The sequence below is a fragment of the Pseudoalteromonas sp. BSi20311 genome, from assembly GCF_000239875.1.
GTDB lineage: Bacteria > Pseudomonadota > Gammaproteobacteria > Enterobacterales > Alteromonadaceae > Pseudoalteromonas.
Genome location: NZ_BADU01000162.1, coordinates 29,267 through 46,758, shown reverse-complemented (window position 1 = coordinate 46,758; position 17,492 = coordinate 29,267). Strand labels below are relative to the sequence as shown.

Genomic DNA, 17,492 nt, shown 5'->3' with positions numbered 1-17,492 from the left:
AGACCTCAAAAAACATAAAAAAAGCCACTTTGACGTGAACGCCCAGTGGCTTACAAAATTTAACTTATGCGTATATTACGCAGAAAATGCGCGAACCTGCTCAACATATTGACGAATACGCTCTACCGTCATTTCGTTGCGCTCAGCATCCAAGATTTCAGCTCCAAATTCATCTGCTAGCTTCTTAGCGGCGCTGTGCAGCATATTAAACGCAGCAAGGCCATCGCCATCACATGGTAGAGTCATAAATAAACTAACGCCTGCGGTGCTGAACTGTTCCATATTATCAATATCGAACGTGCCAGGGTTATACATATTTACCAGTCTAAATAACACCGGCCCTTGGCCTGCAGGGTCTAGATGGCGATTAAAAAAGCCTTCTTCTGAATATTTAAAACCTAGCGTGTTAACTGCTGGCAGTAATTTACTGCCTTGCATGGTCAGTCCTTCTGGCATTTGAATATGTACAATTACAAAGTCAGCAATGTCTTTAGGGGCGTCTTGTTGTGTATCAACAGCCTCTTCGGTTACGACTTCAAGGTCATCTTCAATAGCTGTATCAGCTGGGCTAACATCTATTTGTGGCTCATCAGCGCTGAAGTTTAACTCACTCATTTGTGGCTCTTCGCGTTGCGCTAACGTTGGCTCTTGTGGCTCTTGTGGCTCAGTATGCACAGATGAAGGCTGCTGTTCTTGAACAGGTTCAACTCGCTCGCTTGCAGGGAGTTCAGCATTCTCTTTTTTTCTTACTGACCACAAACCGTGTATTAATAAGCCACCAATGACAAACACACTGATCACAATTAAAACCCATCTTAATTCTTCGGCCATCCCCTCACCTTTTATTATTAATATGCCTAACTGCCATCATTTTACCCAAAACAACTAGCAAATGACTATAAAATTATGCATGTGCAAGTTGCACCGCTTGTTCAATATCTACAGCAACCATGCGCGACACGCCGGGCTCTGCCATGGTTACACCCGTTAATCTACCTGCCATTTCCATTGCAATTTTATTATGGCTTATATAAATAAACTGCACAGATTGTGACATTTCTTCAACCAATCGGCAAAAACGAACCACATTAGCATCATCTAATGGGGCATCTACCTCGTCCAGCATACAGAATGGAGCTGGATTGAGCCTGAATATAGAAAACACCAATGATAATGCGCTCAGCGCTTTTTCTCCACCACTTAACAAATGAATTGTCGAATTTTTTTTACCTGGCGGCCTTGCCATTATACTAACACCACTTTCGAGTAAATCGTCACTGGTTAATTCTAAGTAAGCACTGCCGCCGCCAAATACTTTTGGAAAAAGCTGGCCAAAATCGTGGTTTACCTGATCAAACGTGGATTTAAAGCGCGTTTTTGTTTCACGATCTATTTTATGAATAGCGCCTTCTAAAGCTGTTAATGCTTGGGTTAAATCATCCAGCTGATTATTTAAATAATCACTTCTTTGCTTAGCTTGTTCAAATTCATCAATGGCTGCAAGGTTAACGGCTCCTAATTGCTCTAGCTGATTACTTACTCCAGCAAGTTGATTTTGCGCCGCATTTAATGACAACTCTGCAGGAAGCTCTGCTAATACCTGTTTTAAATTTTGATTAAGCTCACTAAGTGGCTCTAGTACCGCTTGCGCTTTTATTAGTAAGCTTTGCTCTTCAATGCTCAGTTTTTGGTGTTGCTCTTGTAGTGCCACCAGCTCAGCTTGTGACGTTTTTAAACTCGCTTGTTTGTTTTGTAATTCTTGTTTTGCTTGAGCTAACTGCTGTTGAATATCCACAAGGGTTTGTTCGCCTTGTTGGTGCTGTACTAATAATTGTTCAATACTTAGTGCAAGCTCTTGCTCAGGAATAAGTAACGCCTCAATTTGCTCTATTAGCTCTTGCGTTCCTTCTACAGCCATTGTTAATGCTTGTTCGGCATGGTTCAACTTGGTTTGACTGAGCTGCCACTCACTACGCACTTTTTGCTCATTAAGGTCTGCCTGATGTGCTTGCGTTTTATATTGTTCAGCATTATTCAAAACTTGTTTGTAACGCTCATCACTATTTATTCGTGTGCTATCGGCTTGGTTAAGCTCTTCAGCTAATACCTGTAATTGCTGTGCAAGCTGTTCATTTTTATCGAGCTCTTCGCTCAATAATTCGCTTAACTGCTGTTGTTGCTCTAGCAGAGGCAGACGCTGTTGTTGTAATTTTGTTAGCTGCTGCAGATGTTGATTAGCTTGCGCTTTAAGCATATCGCCACGCGTTGTTGCTACAGCAAGTTGTTGTGCTAATTGATGAATAGTGTCTTTGCGCTCATTTTGCTGAACAGTTAACAATGCAGCCTGCGTTTTATGTTCTTCAAGCGTGGAGTGTGCGTTCGTCAATGCCTGTTGTTGTTGCTCAAGTAAGGTACCTTGCTGCTTAAGCTTTTTGTGCATTAATAATAAAGAATTTTCTGCATTTTTATCGCCACTCACATGCCAATTTCGACCATGTAACGCACCTTGCTTGTCTATCACTGCAATAAAACTGGCATCGTTAAGATGATGTGTTTCACCCTCGGCATCATAGGCAATGTGGTTTAATAACTCGGGGTAGATACCGGCGCTAATAAACGCAGCAATACTATGCCTAGCTACAGACTGCGAAGGCATTTGCCACGTGCTATTTTCTGCTTTACCCGGTGAAATATGAATGTGCTCAAGTGATGACAACGCCTGCTCGACTAAAAACTCATAACCAGGCTGAACAGTTAACTGCTTGAATAAAGTTAAATTTTTATCGCTGTTTTTTTCAAGTCTAAGGGTGGTTTTTAGCCCTGCTATACCGGCTTTTAGTTCATTAACTTGCTGAGATAAATGCTGCCATTGCTGCTGAGCCTCATTGAGGTGTTGCTGCTGTATTGACTGAGTACTTTGACCTTTACTATGAGCAGTTTGCGCGCTCGCTAATTGCTCTGTCAGCGTTTGCCTATGCTGCTGTTGCTCAGTTAATTGCTGCTCTATCTCACTGCGTTTTAACTCATCTATTTGCTCATCAAGCTGCGTTAGCTGTTGCTTAACATAACTGATTTTCTGTTCTGTATGTTTTACTGCATTTGCATGCGCTAGCTGCTGATTATTTAATTGTTGATAGTCTTCTGTTAACGATTGCCACTGTGATGTGTCGGCATTTTTAATCTCCAGCAGCTGATTAACCTCATCGGTAAGCTCTATAACTTGCTCGCTACACATTAAGTGATGCTCAATAGCCTGTTGCAAGCTGTCATCTAACTCTTGGCAGAGACTTTGTTGCTGTGTTTTGACTTCTTCACTTTGATTTTTTTGCTGCTCTAACTTGGCTAAGTTTTGTTTCAGTGACAGCGTTTGTTGCTTAATACTAATTGCCTGCTGTTCACTGCGAGTCAATTCGGTATGCGTATGGTGCTGCTGTTGCTGTGCATCATCGAGTTTATCTTGCTGAGCTTGTACTTGAGCATCAAGGCTTGCCAGAACATCATCATGGCCTGAATGCGCCGTTTTAAAGAAGCTGATTTGTTCATCCAGCTTTTTGATTTGCGCACTTTTATCAAGCTGTTGCTGATGCAGCTTTTGCCATTTTAATACCGCTATTTGCCCCTTTAAGGTGCGTTCTTGGGTTTTAAATTCACGGTATTTTTTAGCATCAACCGACTGAACTGCCAGTTTATCGAGTTGATTTTGTAACTCTTGGCGAACATCTAGCAGCCGTTCGAGGTTTTCTCGGGTGCTTTTTATGCGTGTTTGTGTTTCACGGCGGCGCTCTTTGTATTTAGAGACCCCAGCGGCTTCTTCTAAGAAAACACGCAGCTCTTGCGGTTTGCTCTCTATTAAACGTGAGATCATCCCTTGTTCAATAATAGCGTAGCTTCGCGGCCCAAGACCCGTGCCTAAAAATATGTCGGTAATATCACGTTTTCGGCATTTACTGCCATTTAAAAAGTACAATGACTGACCATCGCGAGTCACCAAACGCTTAATAGCCACTTGGTTACGATCAGCAAAAGTATTAGGTAACTTACCTTGGGTATTATCAAATATTAGTTCAACGGAGGCTTGCGAAATGGGCTTGCGGTTAGTAGAGCCATTAAAAATGACATCAGTCATGGCATCGCCACGTAAATTTTTAGCTGAACTTTCACCAAGCACCCATCGCACCGCATCAATGACATTTGATTTGCCACAGCCATTAGGGCCGACAACACACGTCATTTGATCTGGAAATGGAATTTTAGTGGGCTCTACAAAAGATTTAAAGCCCGCTAATTTTATAGTGCTTAAGCGCATTTTATTGTTATTACCGATTTATTATTGTTTTTTACTATAAGTAACTTAACGCATAAATAGCTAAAAAGTTAAGCTTGGCGTTTAAAATTATCTAAAATAATACCCGTGGCCATTGCTACATTAAGCGACTCTGCACCGCCAAAAGCCGGAATGGTTATTTTGTTGCTCACTAATTTTGCACACTGCTGGCGTATGCCATGTGACTCGCTGCCCATTAATAACACACCTTTCCCAGCAAACTGACAGTGATGAACATTCTCGCCCTCTAAAAATGCACCATAAATTGGTACATTTAAAGATGTTAAATAACTGGATAAATCAACTTGGCTTACCGATACACGTACGAACGAGCCCATTGTGGCGCTAATTGTTTTTGGGTTATACGGATCGGCACTGTCAGTGCTGGCAACAATGTGTTTTATACCGTACCAATCAGCCACGCGAATGATGGTACCTAAATTACCCGGATCAGACACACCATCTAAGGCTAATATTAAGCTGTTTTCATCCGGTAATGTGGTAGTTGGCATATCAACAATTGCAATAGCCGCATTATTACTTACCAAAGTACTTACCTTTGTTAACTGCTCTTCATCTGCTGTAATAAAATGCGTTTGAGGGTATGCGCTTTGGTTATCATCAATAAAACTTTGCGTTGCAAATACATCGGTTACTTTTAATGGGCTATTTAATAACTCCAGTACGTTTTTTTCGCCTTGTACTAAGTATTGATTAAATTGCTTGCGATACTTTTTTTGGCCAAGCTGGCGAATAAGTTTAAGTTGGTTTTTTGAAATCATGACAGCCCCATTAAATTATTTGCACAGTATACCAGAGGTGACTTAAAGTGCAGCCCTATAAACAGTAAAAGCAATAAAAGTAGCCTACTTACAATCAGCTAGCTAATTATAAAGATTGTTTTTATTTTCTAAAAAAGGTAAATTCACAAAAAAACAACATGGATATCTTTTTAAATGGAATCAGTAAACCCAACTTCACCTGAGTCAAATCAAACACCCTCCGCTATTTTTAGTGGTAAAGTACAATTTAGCGGCAAAGGCGGCGAATTTTTTGGTATATGGATTGTTAATATACTACTAAGTATTATTACTCTCGGAATTTATTCTGCCTGGGCAAAAGTACGCACCTACCGTTATTTTTACGGTCATACGCGTATCGACGGCCATAGCTTTGACTATCTAGCGACCCCAATACAAATTTTAAAAGGACGCATTTTAGCGGTCATTGTATTTTTAATTTACACCCTACTTAGCAGCCTAGCACCGACGATAGGTCTTTTGTTTGCTATTGGCTTTTTATTTTTATTGCCATGGATCATTAACCAAGGCATGCGTTTTAATATGCGTATGACCCGCCATCGTAATGTACGCTTTGCTTTTTCAGGTAATTACGGCGATGCATTTATTAACTTTGTTTTATTGCCTATAGCAAGTGTTTTCACATTATACCTATTACTACCGTATGCATTAAAACGAATTGATCAATATATGCATGAAAACATCAGCTATGGAAATAAACCACTTACGGTAAATCTTCAGGGCGAACGCTATTATATTGCTGCACTTATTACCCTAGGAGTCGCAATTGGTGGCTTAGTTATTTTTGGCATCTTTGCTGGCGCAAGTGCCTTAACTATCGATAACTTAAACACACAAAACGTTAGCCTTTCAACAATTGTAGTGCCGCTATTAATTGCTGCGTTATATATTGCATTTTTAACACTGGTAGGCGCTGTTTATCATTCGATTATTCGAAATCATATTTTTAATAACAGCGAATTTACAGAGGTTGCTACCTTTGAGTCGAATTTAAAAGCCATTGACTACGCTATTTTACTATTTACCAATGTACTGGCAATTATGTTTACCTTAGGGCTTGCCTACCCTTGGGCTAAAGTACGTAGAGCAAAGCTGTTAGCATCGGTTACAGAAGTCTCTATTTATAGCGGCGCACTTTCGTTAATTGATGTTGCACAAAATGAGCAATCATCATTTGCTGAAGAAGCTGCCAATGTATTTGATATTGATATTTCACTTACCTAATGAGTAATTATCCTATTTTTGGCTGTTATTATTACCCTAATAGCAGCCAACATATCAAAAGCTATGCACACCTTTCCCATGAGCAAATAACACTTGTTGACTCTGAGAATACGACGTTACTTTCATCAACAATAGACGATTGCCAGCTTGATAGTCCGTTATCTGGCATGGCGTCTGAGTTGAATTTTGCTAACGGTGGGCGATTTATTCCTCAAGATGTAGAATTTAGGTGGCCATTCGCGCTTAAAAAGCATGGACTGAGTGAACGACTCGAAAAAAATAAAATGCTTATTGTTGCATCTGTGCTGCTAATTCCCCTATTGCTTTGGTTAATTTTATCCCGCTTAATACCATCAGTAGCCGTTTATAGCGTTAACTTAGCACCTAGCTCGACAATTGAAACGATGGGGGAGCACACGCTCAGTGTGATAGAAAAAGTCGCATTAGAGCCATCTCAACTTGCTGCTAAAAAGCAAACAGAAATACAGCAGCAATGGCGTTTAATGCTTAACTCGCTCAATTTAGACAGTGCAAAATTTAGACTCTCTTTTTATCAGTCAGATTATTTTTCAGCTAATGCGTTTGCTCTTCCAAATGGTCGGGTTGTTGTAACTGACGAACTTGTTGCACTATTAAAAAATGATCCTGATGCCCTGCGTGCTGTTTTACTTCATGAAATTGGTCATGTTCAGCACCATCACAGCATTCGCCTTGCAGCACAAGCTGCAGCTAGCACCGTTGTATTTGCAGTTATCTTTGGTGACTTAGAAGGTATATTAGAAGTCGTGCTTGGCTCTGGTTCATCTTTTTTACAACAAGCGTTTTCGCGAGATATGGAACAAGAAGCCGATATATATGCGATTAAAAACCTTTTAAAATTAGGCTATTCTAACCACGACTTTGCTGATGCAATTGAAGCACTGGAAAAGAATTTAAAAGCGCGAGAAGGGACCTATGATGAAACTTGGTTAAAGTATTTATCAACGCACCCAAGTTCCCAAGAGCGAATAGAATATGCGAGGCAATATAAACCACAATGACCCCTGAACTGAATTTATTGTTATTAGTTATCATTATGATAACGCTTGGCTACGGATTTATTTATCCGCGCTTTGCAGGCAGCAGCTTTAAAAAAGTATCGGTGCAAGATTTATTTGCAACAGGCATTACGCTATTAATTGCATCTACCCTTTATTACAACTCAGGCGTGCAATTTAGCTGGTTAATATTTGAAGTTAATTGGTTTTGGTTTACTTTTTTAACTTACGTCATAATCGAAATTCCGGTGTTTTTTATTTATGCTAAAAAGCACAATATGCAGTTTTAATCGTCTTTTATTTGCATACAAAAAAAGCGCCAAATCGGCGCTTTTTAATCTACATTAACACATATTAATATTTATGCTTAAGTGCCCACAAATGCAGTAATTCACTGGCAATCGTTGCAGCGGCAATGGCGGTAAGCTCACTTTGGTCGTACGACGGGGATACTTCAACCACATCCATTCCCACCATATTAATGCCTTTAAGTGCGCGTAAGATTTTAAGCACTTTATCAGAGGTTAAACCACCACACACTGGTGTGCCCGTACCTGGTGCAAAGGCGGGGTCTAAACAATCTATATCAAAGGTTAAGTAAACCGGTAAGTCACCCACTCGCTCAATAATCTGAGCTGCAATATCATTCGCATGCAGATCATTGGCTTGCATGGCATCAATCACTGCAAACTCATGCTTGCTTTGATCAAAGTCGGTACGAATGCCTAGCTGAATACTGTGATTAACATCAATTAACCCTTCCATTGGCGCATGATAAAACATGGTGCCGTGATCAAAACGCGAACCGTTACTGTAAGTATCAGTATGCGCATCGAAATGCACTAAAGCCATTTTGCCATGAATTTTTGCATGTGCGCGCAATAGCGGTAAGGTTACGAAATGATCGCCGCCCAAGCCTAATAATGTTTTACCTTGGCGAAGTATTTGCTCTGCCGCCATTTCTAGTTGCGCGGTAAAATATTCAGGGTCGCCTACCGGATAGGTAAAATCGCCAGCATCCGCCACGGTTAAGCGCTCAAACAACGGAAATGTCCACGGGTATTTGGTATCTTCCCACGCTAAATGCACTGACGCTCTGCGAATAGCATCAGGCCCTAAGCGGGCACCAGGGCGCCCTGAAGTAGCCAAATCAAACGGTAAACCCAGTACCACTACATCGGCTTCAATCGAGTTAATGTTTTGTACCATAGGACGACGTAAAAACGTCATCCCATTTGAGTACAATGAGTGGTCAACACAACCAAACAAGCTAGACATTTCTTATAACTCTTCTAAATAAGTGTAGCCATCAAGGCCGCTTTGCAACTCGTCTAAAACGCTTTGCTGTTCATCAGGTGCAATTTTTGCGCTCACTAACTGCGCATATGACTGCTGAAAACCTTCAACATCTAAATGTACATAACGCATCATGTCAGCCACAGTATCACCATGATTAATTTCTGTAATACTAGCAACACCTTGTTCATCCATATTGATAATAGCACTGTGCGTATCACCAAATAAGTTATGCATATCACCTAAAATCTCTTGATAGGCACCTACTAAGAAAAACCCCATCAAATATGGTTTATCTGCTGTGAACTCAGGTACTGGCAATGTACTTTCAATACCTTGACCATCAACATAGTGCTCTAAAGCGCCATCAGAATCACAAGTAATATCCAATAACACAGCCCGTTTTTGTGGAGCTTGCGTTAAACCACTTAATGGCAATACCGGAAACACTTGGTCAATACCCCACGCGTCAGGCAATGACTGAAACAATGAGAAATTGACAAAAAACTTGTCCGCTAAACGCGCATTCAGATCATCTATAATCGGTCGATGAAAACGGTTTTTGTTATCCATTAATTTATTAAGTTCATAACACACGCGTAAGTTTATTTGCTCTGCCCATGCACGCTGAGTTAAATCTAATAATCCCATTGCAAACTGGCTATGCGCTTCAGCTAAATCACCTTGGCTGTCGTGAAAAATCTCAATTAATGCACGGTCATCAGTAAGCACATGCAATTGTTGCCATGAAATCCACATATTTTTAAGTAACTGCGGCGCATCATCAGCTGGCGCTTCTATTTCTTCCGGTGTATACGTTTCGGTGCCAATTACATTGGAAATTAGTACCGCGTGATGCGCTGTTAATGCTCTTCCCGACTCTGAAATAATGGTAGGAAAAGGCTGTTTATACTGCTTACAAATATCACCTATGGTGTACACAATATTATTTGCGTATTCGGCTAAACTATAGTTCATTGAGTTGTGTGATTGACTGCGTGTACCGTCGTAATCAACCGCTAAACCGCCCCCTACATCAAGGCACTCTATGTGTGCACCCAACTTACGTAATTCACAATAAAAACGCGCAGCTTCACTTACACCTAAGCGTACATCACGAATGTTGGCCATTTGCGACCCTAAGTGAAAATGCACAAGCTGTACTAAATCAAGCTGGTCTGTTTCTTTTAAGCGGTTTACTACATACAGCACTTGTGAAGCAGATAACCCAAACTTAGATTTTTCACCGCCACTGGCCTGCCATTTACCTTTGCCTTGCGAGGCTAAACGCACACGAATACCAATACGCGGTTTTACATTAAGTTCTTTGGCTTGGCTAAGCACCATGTCCAGCTCAGACAGTTTCTCAAGTACGATATACACTTTATGGCCCAGCTTTTCGCCAATCAGCGCTAAGCGCACATATTCTTTATCTTTGTAGCCATTACACACAATCACCGCACTGGTTTTTTCAGCCAGTGCTAATACGGTTAATAACTCTGGCTTGCTACCTGCCTCTAAACCTAGCTGTTTTTTTTCTACTTGTGCTTGGCTGGCAACAATTTCTTCAACAACTTCACGCTGTTGATTTACTTTAATCGGATAAACTAATAAATAGTCTTTTGGATAGCCATAGCTTTCTATTGCGGTATTAAATGCACCACATAGGCTATGCACACGATGGTGTAATATTTGTGGAAAACGAACGAGTGCTGGCAAGCTTAAACCTTTGTCTTCAAGTTGCTTAGCAATGTCTGTTAGTGCAATGGTTTGCTGTGGGGCATCAGCCTTGGGCGCAACATACACATCACCTTGATCATTAATACCAAAAAAACCTTGGCTCCAATGACGAACGTTGTAGCTCGTACGAGCTTGTTCAAGTGATGTTGTCTCTTTCATTTATCTTTCTCTTTTATTTATGAATGCCAAACCGGCTAGTTGCGCGCATTAAAAGAAAAATAGCGATTCATGTCCAACAAGTATTTCTACTCGTAACGAGTGAGGATTAAAATTGATACAGAAAAACAGTAAATAGCGTATTACTAGCTGAGCGCAAGCTCCATAAATAAGCTGTTTGGGTTTGCTTTGTATTCACCAAAAGGTTCACATTGTACAAACCCTAAATTCTCATAAAGATGGATTGATTGTATTTGCTTTGGCCCTGTTTCTAGCTTTATGATTGGGATTTCTTCTTCGCCAGCATGGTGTAATAATATTTGCATAATACGGCGCGATAAGCCTTTTCCGCGATAACTAGGTTTGACATATAAACGGCGTATCTCGCCATAGGGCTTTGTATCAAACTGCATAACAATCGCCCCGCAAGCAATAATCCCCTCTTCATTTTTCAAGCCTATTGCATACACATTGGGTTGGCCCAATTGATTAACAGATAATGACTGCGCTGTAGCTACTGGGTATAAAGAATTAATAAGTCTGTCGATATCAGAAAAAACATTAATCACATCAGGATCATCAGGGGTTAAATCTATTAACTGCATAGGTTATCTCTAATTTATTTTCATATTTGTTAGCAAACTATAACGCATTGTAACAAATGAACAATAACTATGTTTTATGTCATTGCTTTTAAAAATACCGACACAAAATCATTATTGCAAAATAAAAAACAATAGTTTTGACCTATACGTACTATGATGGGCGTATAATGCAGTCAACTAGAGTGTAAATTAGGAAGAAATAATGTGGTTTAGCCCAAAAAAAAGAAAACAGGCGTTTGCAAAACAGCTAGTTAGTACACACGAAGCAGCTACGATTATCGTTAACAACGACAACACTGTTATTGCAGTGAACGACGAGTTTACATCGCTAAGTAAGACACTTAACCAAACTAATAACACCAATACATTAACTTATTTAAATAAACGTTATAATCCAACAAGCAAAACCATTGCTTGTGGAAATAACTTGTTTTTAACCCAACATATTAGCCCACTTACATTAAAAGAGCTTGATACATGCTCGCTTCATGTATTTAAGCCTGAGCCGATAAGAGTGTTAGATGAGCAAGCTTGGCAAACACTGCTGAGCTTAGGTGAAGATATCTACGCAGTCTTCGATGATAATTCAAAGCTTGTTGCGAATAATTTAGATACGTCGAACAGTGCCGACGCTGCATTATTGCCCAAAGAAAACGCTAAATTGCTAAACATTTTACAAGATGCTTTAAATAGCGAACACGGTTCACTGTGTTTATCTGTAAAAGACAATATTTATTATAATGTTGCCCACACTACTTTTAACTTCAATAATACCTTGTTGTCTGCATTTGTATTATCAAAACAATCACAAGTTGAAGACTATAAGCAATTTGAACTGTTATCTAAAGTGGTCAGCAATACCAGCACTAGTGTACTTATTACCAATAAAGATGGCTTAGTAGAATATGTTAACCCTGGCTTTGAAGTACTTTCAGGTTATACACTTGCGGAAGTAAAAGGCAAAAAACCAGGCAATTTCTTGCAGGGTGAACAAACAGACAAAGAAACAGTTAAGCGGATTTCAAAAAATCTTAAAAACAAACAACCATTTTATGAAGAAATATTAAATTTTGATAAAAATGGCGTGCCATATTGGATTGTTCTGTCGGTAAACCCAACATTTGATGATAATGGCCAGCACACAGGGTTTGTGGGCGTCAGTTCAGATATTCGCGAAATTAAGCGCCAAGTACTTGAACAAATAAACCAAAAAGATGCAATAAGTAGTCACTCGGCCGTGATTGAGTTTAATGACGATGGCCAGTTCCTATCCGCCAATGAGTATACTAAAAAGCAATTAAACATATCTGAGGGCTCAAACATAGCGAGTGTGTTTGGTAATTTAAGGGATCATTTAGACGCTTCACGTATTCAAATGCTCAACCAAGGTAAGCCGACTGAAGTAATGATGTCATTAACGCATCAAAATGAAGACGTAACGCTAGATTGCATCATTTCTTCTATTACCGATTTAAACGGTAAGGTTTCTAAATACGTTGTATTTGGTAGTAATGTATCTTCTAGAAACAAATTAGTTACTGGAACGCATCAATCAATGTCAACCGTATTAGGGAAAATTCAAACTACGGTCACCACCATTAATGCCGTGGCAGATCAAACTAATTTACTTGCTCTTAATGCGGCCATTGAAGCTGCGAGAGCTGGTGAAGCTGGACGAGGTTTTGCCGTGGTTGCTGACGAAGTACGAAACCTTGCCAAAACGTCAAACGAAGCAGCGGCACAAATTGGACTTTTAATAAATGAAACTCAAACGCACGTTGACGAGCTTGCTTCATTTTTAAAATAATCGAATTGTTTGAGTACGCTTAACGTCTTTAGTTTTAGTGGTTTTCATAAAATAAGTCCTAAATGTGTAAACACATTTCAGGACAATACAATGCATAAAATAAAAAAGGCGCTGACGAGCGCCTTTTTTATGCAATTAAAGCCCTTGCTCATCTGCCATTTTTTTTACTATTTGTGGTGCTGTCCAAAGTGACGGTAGCAACACAAATGACACAGGCACAGCAGTGACCACAATAAACGACTGCAACGCTGAAATTCCGCCCTCGCCTATAGAAATAAGCAACGCCGCCATCACCCCCATCATGATCCCCCAAAACACTCGAATAGACGTTTGTGGGTGATCGGTACCCGTCATTACCATAGATACCGAATAAGTCATTGAATCACCGGTTGTTGCCACAAAAATAGTAGTCAGTACTAAAAATAACACCGACACAACAAACCCCATGGGTAACTGCTCAGTAATGGCTAACAATGCCGCTGGTAAATTAAGCCCTGCGAAAGGTTCTGATATAACACCGGGGTTATTTAACTCAAAAAAGATGCCTGAGCCACCCACAATAGTAAACCAAAAGCAGGTGATCACTGGCGCAACCACAGAAATAAGTAAAATCATTTCACGGATAGTTCGGCCTCGGGATATACGTGCAACGAACATAGCCATTAATGGGCCATAACCTAAAAACCAGCCCCAAAAGAATACGGTCCACCAGTCTAACCATGGTTTATCAGCACGAAATGTAGCCATAGGAATAAAGTTATCTAAGTACAAACCGAAGGAGTGAATGTAACTGTCGATAATAAACGCAGTTGGCCCCATCAGTAAAATAAACAACATCAGTACTACAGCTAATACAACATTAAAACGGCTTAGTAGCTGAATACCTTTGGTAACCCCACTTACCGCTGAAAGTGTATAAATGCCAATTAAACTAAATAAAATAACCACTTGTGTGGTGTAGGTGTCAGGAATACCAAACAATTTATCTAGGCCAAAACTCACCTGTAAGCCTAAAAAACCAATTGGGCCCACAGTGCCAGCAACCACAGCGAGTACACAACATGCATCAACAATTGTACCAAGCGCCCCTTTCATAGCACGATCGCCAAATACGGGATAAAGCAAAGTACGTGGTTTAAGTGGTAAGCCTTTTTCGTAATGAAGATGCATATAAACAATGCCGGTCAAACTGCCTAAAATAGCCCAGGCTAAAAACCCCCAGTGCATAAAGCTTTGTGCAAGGGCGTTGTAGGCGGCATCATTAGTGCCAGTTTCACCGCCAAATAATGGGGGCGGAGAAATAAAGTGTGCCATTGGCTCTGCTGCGGCCCAGAATACACCGCCACCAGCAAGCAAAGTACACATAATAATACTTATCCATTTGAAGGTAGATATTTCAGGGGTTTTTAAACCACCCAGCACCACTGAACCGGTGCGACCTACGGCCAAAAATATACCAATTACAAAGGTTAATAACAGCAGGACTTGCCAAAAGGCGCCAAATATTTTGGTGGAGAAGGCAAAGGCAGAGTTTATCCAATCCGACATCAGTTTTATGTCGTACAGTGCCAGCGCGGCAAATAAAACTAATATACCGCCACTGATTAAAAAAACGGGTATATCAACCCCTTCCAGAAACTTTACCCGGGAAGAATGTGTTTCACCCGACTTTAAAGCTGCTTTCGTGGTATTCATTTATCGCTCCTAATGGTTCTTTAAAGTTACCGACATAGCGACATACCATGACACCACTCTAAACCCTAGTTTCAACAAACGACAAAGCAACTCAAAAGCGAGTTTCAAGTACTTGTCGTGTTCACGTTTAGATAATGTCACAACAAGTAGACTTATTGCCAATTGCTAACTAGTTTAACGCGTTAAAAACGCTAAACCAATGCCGCAGCAATGATTTGTGCAATAGTTACACAATAATAAACAATAAATTACATCTAAGTAGCAAATAAACAAAAAATATACATTTCTGCTTTAGCTAAAGCGCAGTAAGTGACTAAACGTTACTGCCTAATGAGAGCGTAAACAAAGCGACTTATCGATTAGGATAACTAAATTTGCCGCCTCAGTAAGTGAGTAACACGAGATTATTGATGCTGTTTATGCCATGTTAAATAGTTACTGTGTGTTAATGGTTTTGCAAATAAGAACCCTTGCACTGCGTTTACACCCATAGACTTTAATACATGTAGTTGCTCAGCACTCTCGACCCCTTCGGCTACAATATTAATATCTAAACTATGACCTAAACCAATAATAGACTGAACAATGCTTTGCCCCGATGCGTTATCCAACACTTTATCAATAAAGCTTTTATCTATTTTTAGTTCGTCTATCGGTAAAACACTCAAGTGCTTTAAACACGAGTAGCCGGTACCAAAGTCATCAATTGAAAATACAAATCCCTGCGATTTTAGCTCTTTCATTTGCTTTACCGTACTCATTAAATCACCCGCTAACATAGACTCAGTGATCTCTAATTTAATTTGTGAGGGTGATACATCATATGTCTCAATCGCTTTAAACAATTCTCCTTTCAAAGTAGAAGAATTAAACTGACACTGGCTAATGTTAATAGACACATTAAACTGGTTTTTCAGTACTTTATGAGCTCGAAGTGTTTCCAGTAAAATACAAATATCGCGCAATACAATGTTTTGTAACTTTTGAATTAAGCCAAATTGCTCGGCAATCGGAATAAACGAATTAGGAGAGATTAGTCCTTTGGTTGGGTGATTCCATCGTATGAGTGCTTCTGCACCAATAATACTGCCATCAATTGATAATTGAGGCTGAAAGTAAGCACAAAATTCATCACATGCAATCGCTCTGACTATATCTGTTTCAAGCTCAGTTTGATTTTCCAGTAAGGTTTGCAATGCAGGATCGTAAAAGCTACTGCTATTTCCACCCTTCATTTTAGAACGGTACATAGCGGTGTCTGCAAATTTTAAAATATTTTCGCTAATGGCATTGGCGTTATTAATTAAACATATACCAATACTGCAGCTTACTTGAAACGCTAAATCTCCTACCTCAAACTTGTCATAAAAAACACTTTGTACCACTTTAGCCATTAATTCTGATTCAAGACTCGCTTGCTTATGGCTATCTCCTACATTCTCAATGAGTATAATAAATTCATCACCGCCAACACGGGCAAGGGTATCTGTTGGGTTTAAAACACGCGTTAGTCGCTGTGATAGCTCAACCAGTATTTCATCACCGGCATTGTGCCCTAATGAGTCGTTTATACGTTTAAAATTATCTAAATCTAAAAATAAGAGTGCGCCCGTGTGATCAGACTGCTTAATCTGTTCAACATACATACTGAGTTTATCATTGAGCATTCTGCGGTTCGGGAGGTTTGTAAGCGGGTCAAAAAATGCTAACCGTTGCACCTCTTCTTCTGCCGCTTTACGAGTAGAGATATCTCTGGCCATCCATACTACATGTCGCTGAGAGGGGTTATTAGGTTGGTAACTTTCAAGCGGGGCTGTTCGTCCTTCAAATGTAAGTTGCTTACCTTTTATATTTAGCTGATACTCAAACACTTGGACTTCATTGGTCTGTAGAGTCTTGGCAATTACCTCCATAATAGGATTAGCATCCTCGGGAGGCATAATATCTCTGACATTTCGATTAATCACATGCTCTTGGCTTAAATATAAACTTTCATTAGTAGTGCCGTAAACGTTGGTATACTCCCCTTCTTCACTCAAAATAAGAGTTAGATCGGGAAGTACTTTTGCGAAGGCTTTAAACTTTTCATTACTTTGCTGTAATTCTGCAAGTAACACTTTTGATTTTAGTGACTCTGTGTGCTTTTCTAAAGCTATACTGGTGAAATCAACAAAAAAGTCTATTAACTCTAAATCTTGTGGTGTCGGTGACTTGGCACTGTCATGATAAATTGCAAAAGTGCCTAATATGTCTGATTGTGTTGAAATAATAGGGGTTGACCAGCACGACCTTAAATCAAAACTCAATGCCAACGCTTTATAGTTTTCCCATAAGGGTGATGTTGCAATATCTGAGGCTATTACTCGCTTTTTTTCATACACTGCAGTACCGCATGAGCCAACGCTCGGGCCTATATGTACGCCATTAATGGCCTCACAGTAACCCTTTGCAATATTAGGGGCTGCACTATGAAATAGCTGCTCACCTTTGAGCGTTAATATAGAGCACTTTGCAGAAGCGTCTTCAATTAGCTCCTCAATAGATAAGCAAATATTTTCAAGCACCTCATCAAGTGGTGCACCCAAGGCTATTTTAGATAATATACTTTGTTGCTGAGAAAGCAGCTTTCTGACTCTCATTATTTCAATCAAATTATATTCCTCAACAATCACTTACGCTAAATGCGCCGCTATATTCTTATAAAGTGCTGTTTATAATAAATTATTATAGTAGCTCGACTATACATAATATTGAAATTAGCATCCATTGTAATTTAGTCTGTTGCGC

General features: G+C 39.8%; 12 protein-coding genes. 4 read left to right on the top strand and 8 right to left on the bottom strand.

The annotated features are described in order from the left end of the window. Positions 1 to 75 precede the first annotated feature (75 nt). From zipA to P20311_RS17100, 3 genes are all read right to left on the bottom strand, one after another. Entirely contained in the window at positions 76 to 831 is a 756-nt protein-coding gene (zipA, locus tag P20311_RS17110; RefSeq protein ID WP_008115211.1) for a cell division protein ZipA, read from the bottom strand. A gap of 73 nt (positions 832 to 904) precedes the next feature. Continuing rightward, positions 905 to 4,306 (bottom strand): chromosome segregation SMC family protein, encoded by a 3,402-nt coding sequence (locus P20311_RS17105; RefSeq protein ID WP_008115209.1) that lies wholly within the window; start codon positions 4,304 to 4,306, stop codon positions 905 to 907. Positions 4,307 to 4,374: 68 nt separating this feature from the next. Then, entirely contained in the window at positions 4,375 to 5,106 is a 732-nt protein-coding gene (locus tag P20311_RS17100) for an RNA methyltransferase (RefSeq protein ID WP_008115207.1), read from the bottom strand. A gap of 174 nt (positions 5,107 to 5,280) precedes the next feature. On the opposite strand from P20311_RS17100, the gene P20311_RS17095 reads away from it, so the two are divergent. Genes P20311_RS17095 through P20311_RS17085 form a run of 3 tightly spaced genes read left to right on the top strand, consistent with a single transcriptional unit; the run spans position 5,281 to position 7,696 of the window. After that, positions 5,281 to 6,369, top strand: coding sequence for a YjgN family protein (locus tag P20311_RS17095; RefSeq protein ID WP_008115205.1), 1,089 nt, complete (start codon positions 5,281 to 5,283; stop codon positions 6,367 to 6,369). Then, entirely contained in the window at positions 6,369 to 7,409 is a 1,041-nt protein-coding gene (locus tag P20311_RS17090) for a M48 family metallopeptidase (RefSeq protein WP_008115204.1), read from the top strand. The genes P20311_RS17095 and P20311_RS17090 overlap by 1 nt, the downstream gene beginning before the upstream one ends. Then, positions 7,406 to 7,696 carry a hypothetical protein gene (locus P20311_RS17085; protein ID WP_008115202.1) on the top strand — a complete coding sequence of 97 codons (291 nt, stop codon included), beginning with the start codon at positions 7,406 to 7,408 and terminating at the stop codon, positions 7,694 to 7,696. Before P20311_RS17090 ends, P20311_RS17085 begins: the two co-directional genes overlap by 4 nt. Positions 7,697 to 7,760: 64 nt before the next feature. Here P20311_RS17085 and speB read toward each other — a convergent pair whose 3' ends face one another. From speB to P20311_RS17070, 3 genes are all read right to left on the bottom strand, one after another. Continuing rightward, a complete protein-coding gene (gene speB / locus P20311_RS17080) occupies positions 7,761 to 8,684 on the bottom strand; it encodes an agmatinase (RefSeq protein WP_008115201.1) in 924 nt (307 codons plus the stop codon). A gap of 3 nt (positions 8,685 to 8,687) precedes the next feature. Next, positions 8,688 to 10,601 (bottom strand): biosynthetic arginine decarboxylase, encoded by a 1,914-nt coding sequence (gene speA, locus P20311_RS17075; RefSeq protein ID WP_008115199.1) that lies wholly within the window; start codon positions 10,599 to 10,601, stop codon positions 8,688 to 8,690. A 143-nt stretch (positions 10,602 to 10,744) separates the two neighbouring features. Beyond that, the gene (locus P20311_RS17070; RefSeq protein ID WP_008115197.1) at positions 10,745 to 11,203 is read right to left on the bottom strand and encodes a GNAT family N-acetyltransferase; all 459 of its coding nucleotides are present in this window, start codon (positions 11,201 to 11,203) and stop codon (positions 10,745 to 10,747) included. A gap of 202 nt (positions 11,204 to 11,405) precedes the next feature. On the opposite strand from P20311_RS17070, the gene P20311_RS17065 reads away from it, so the two are divergent. After that, a complete protein-coding gene (locus P20311_RS17065; RefSeq protein WP_008115195.1) occupies positions 11,406 to 13,010 on the top strand; it encodes a methyl-accepting chemotaxis protein in 1,605 nt (534 codons plus the stop codon). A gap of 135 nt (positions 13,011 to 13,145) precedes the next feature. Here the strand turns inward: P20311_RS17065 and P20311_RS17060 are convergent, their stop codons facing one another. Both P20311_RS17060 and P20311_RS17055 read right to left on the bottom strand, forming a co-directional pair. After that, on the bottom strand, positions 13,146 to 14,705 hold the full coding sequence (locus tag P20311_RS17060) for a BCCT family transporter (RefSeq protein ID WP_008115194.1): 1,560 nt from the start codon (positions 14,703 to 14,705) through the stop codon (positions 13,146 to 13,148). Between the two features lie 404 nt (positions 14,706 to 15,109). Next, the gene (locus tag P20311_RS17055; RefSeq protein WP_008115192.1) at positions 15,110 to 17,356 is read right to left on the bottom strand and encodes a bifunctional diguanylate cyclase/phosphodiesterase; all 2,247 of its coding nucleotides are present in this window, start codon (positions 17,354 to 17,356) and stop codon (positions 15,110 to 15,112) included. Positions 17,357 to 17,492: the final 136 nt, after the last annotated feature.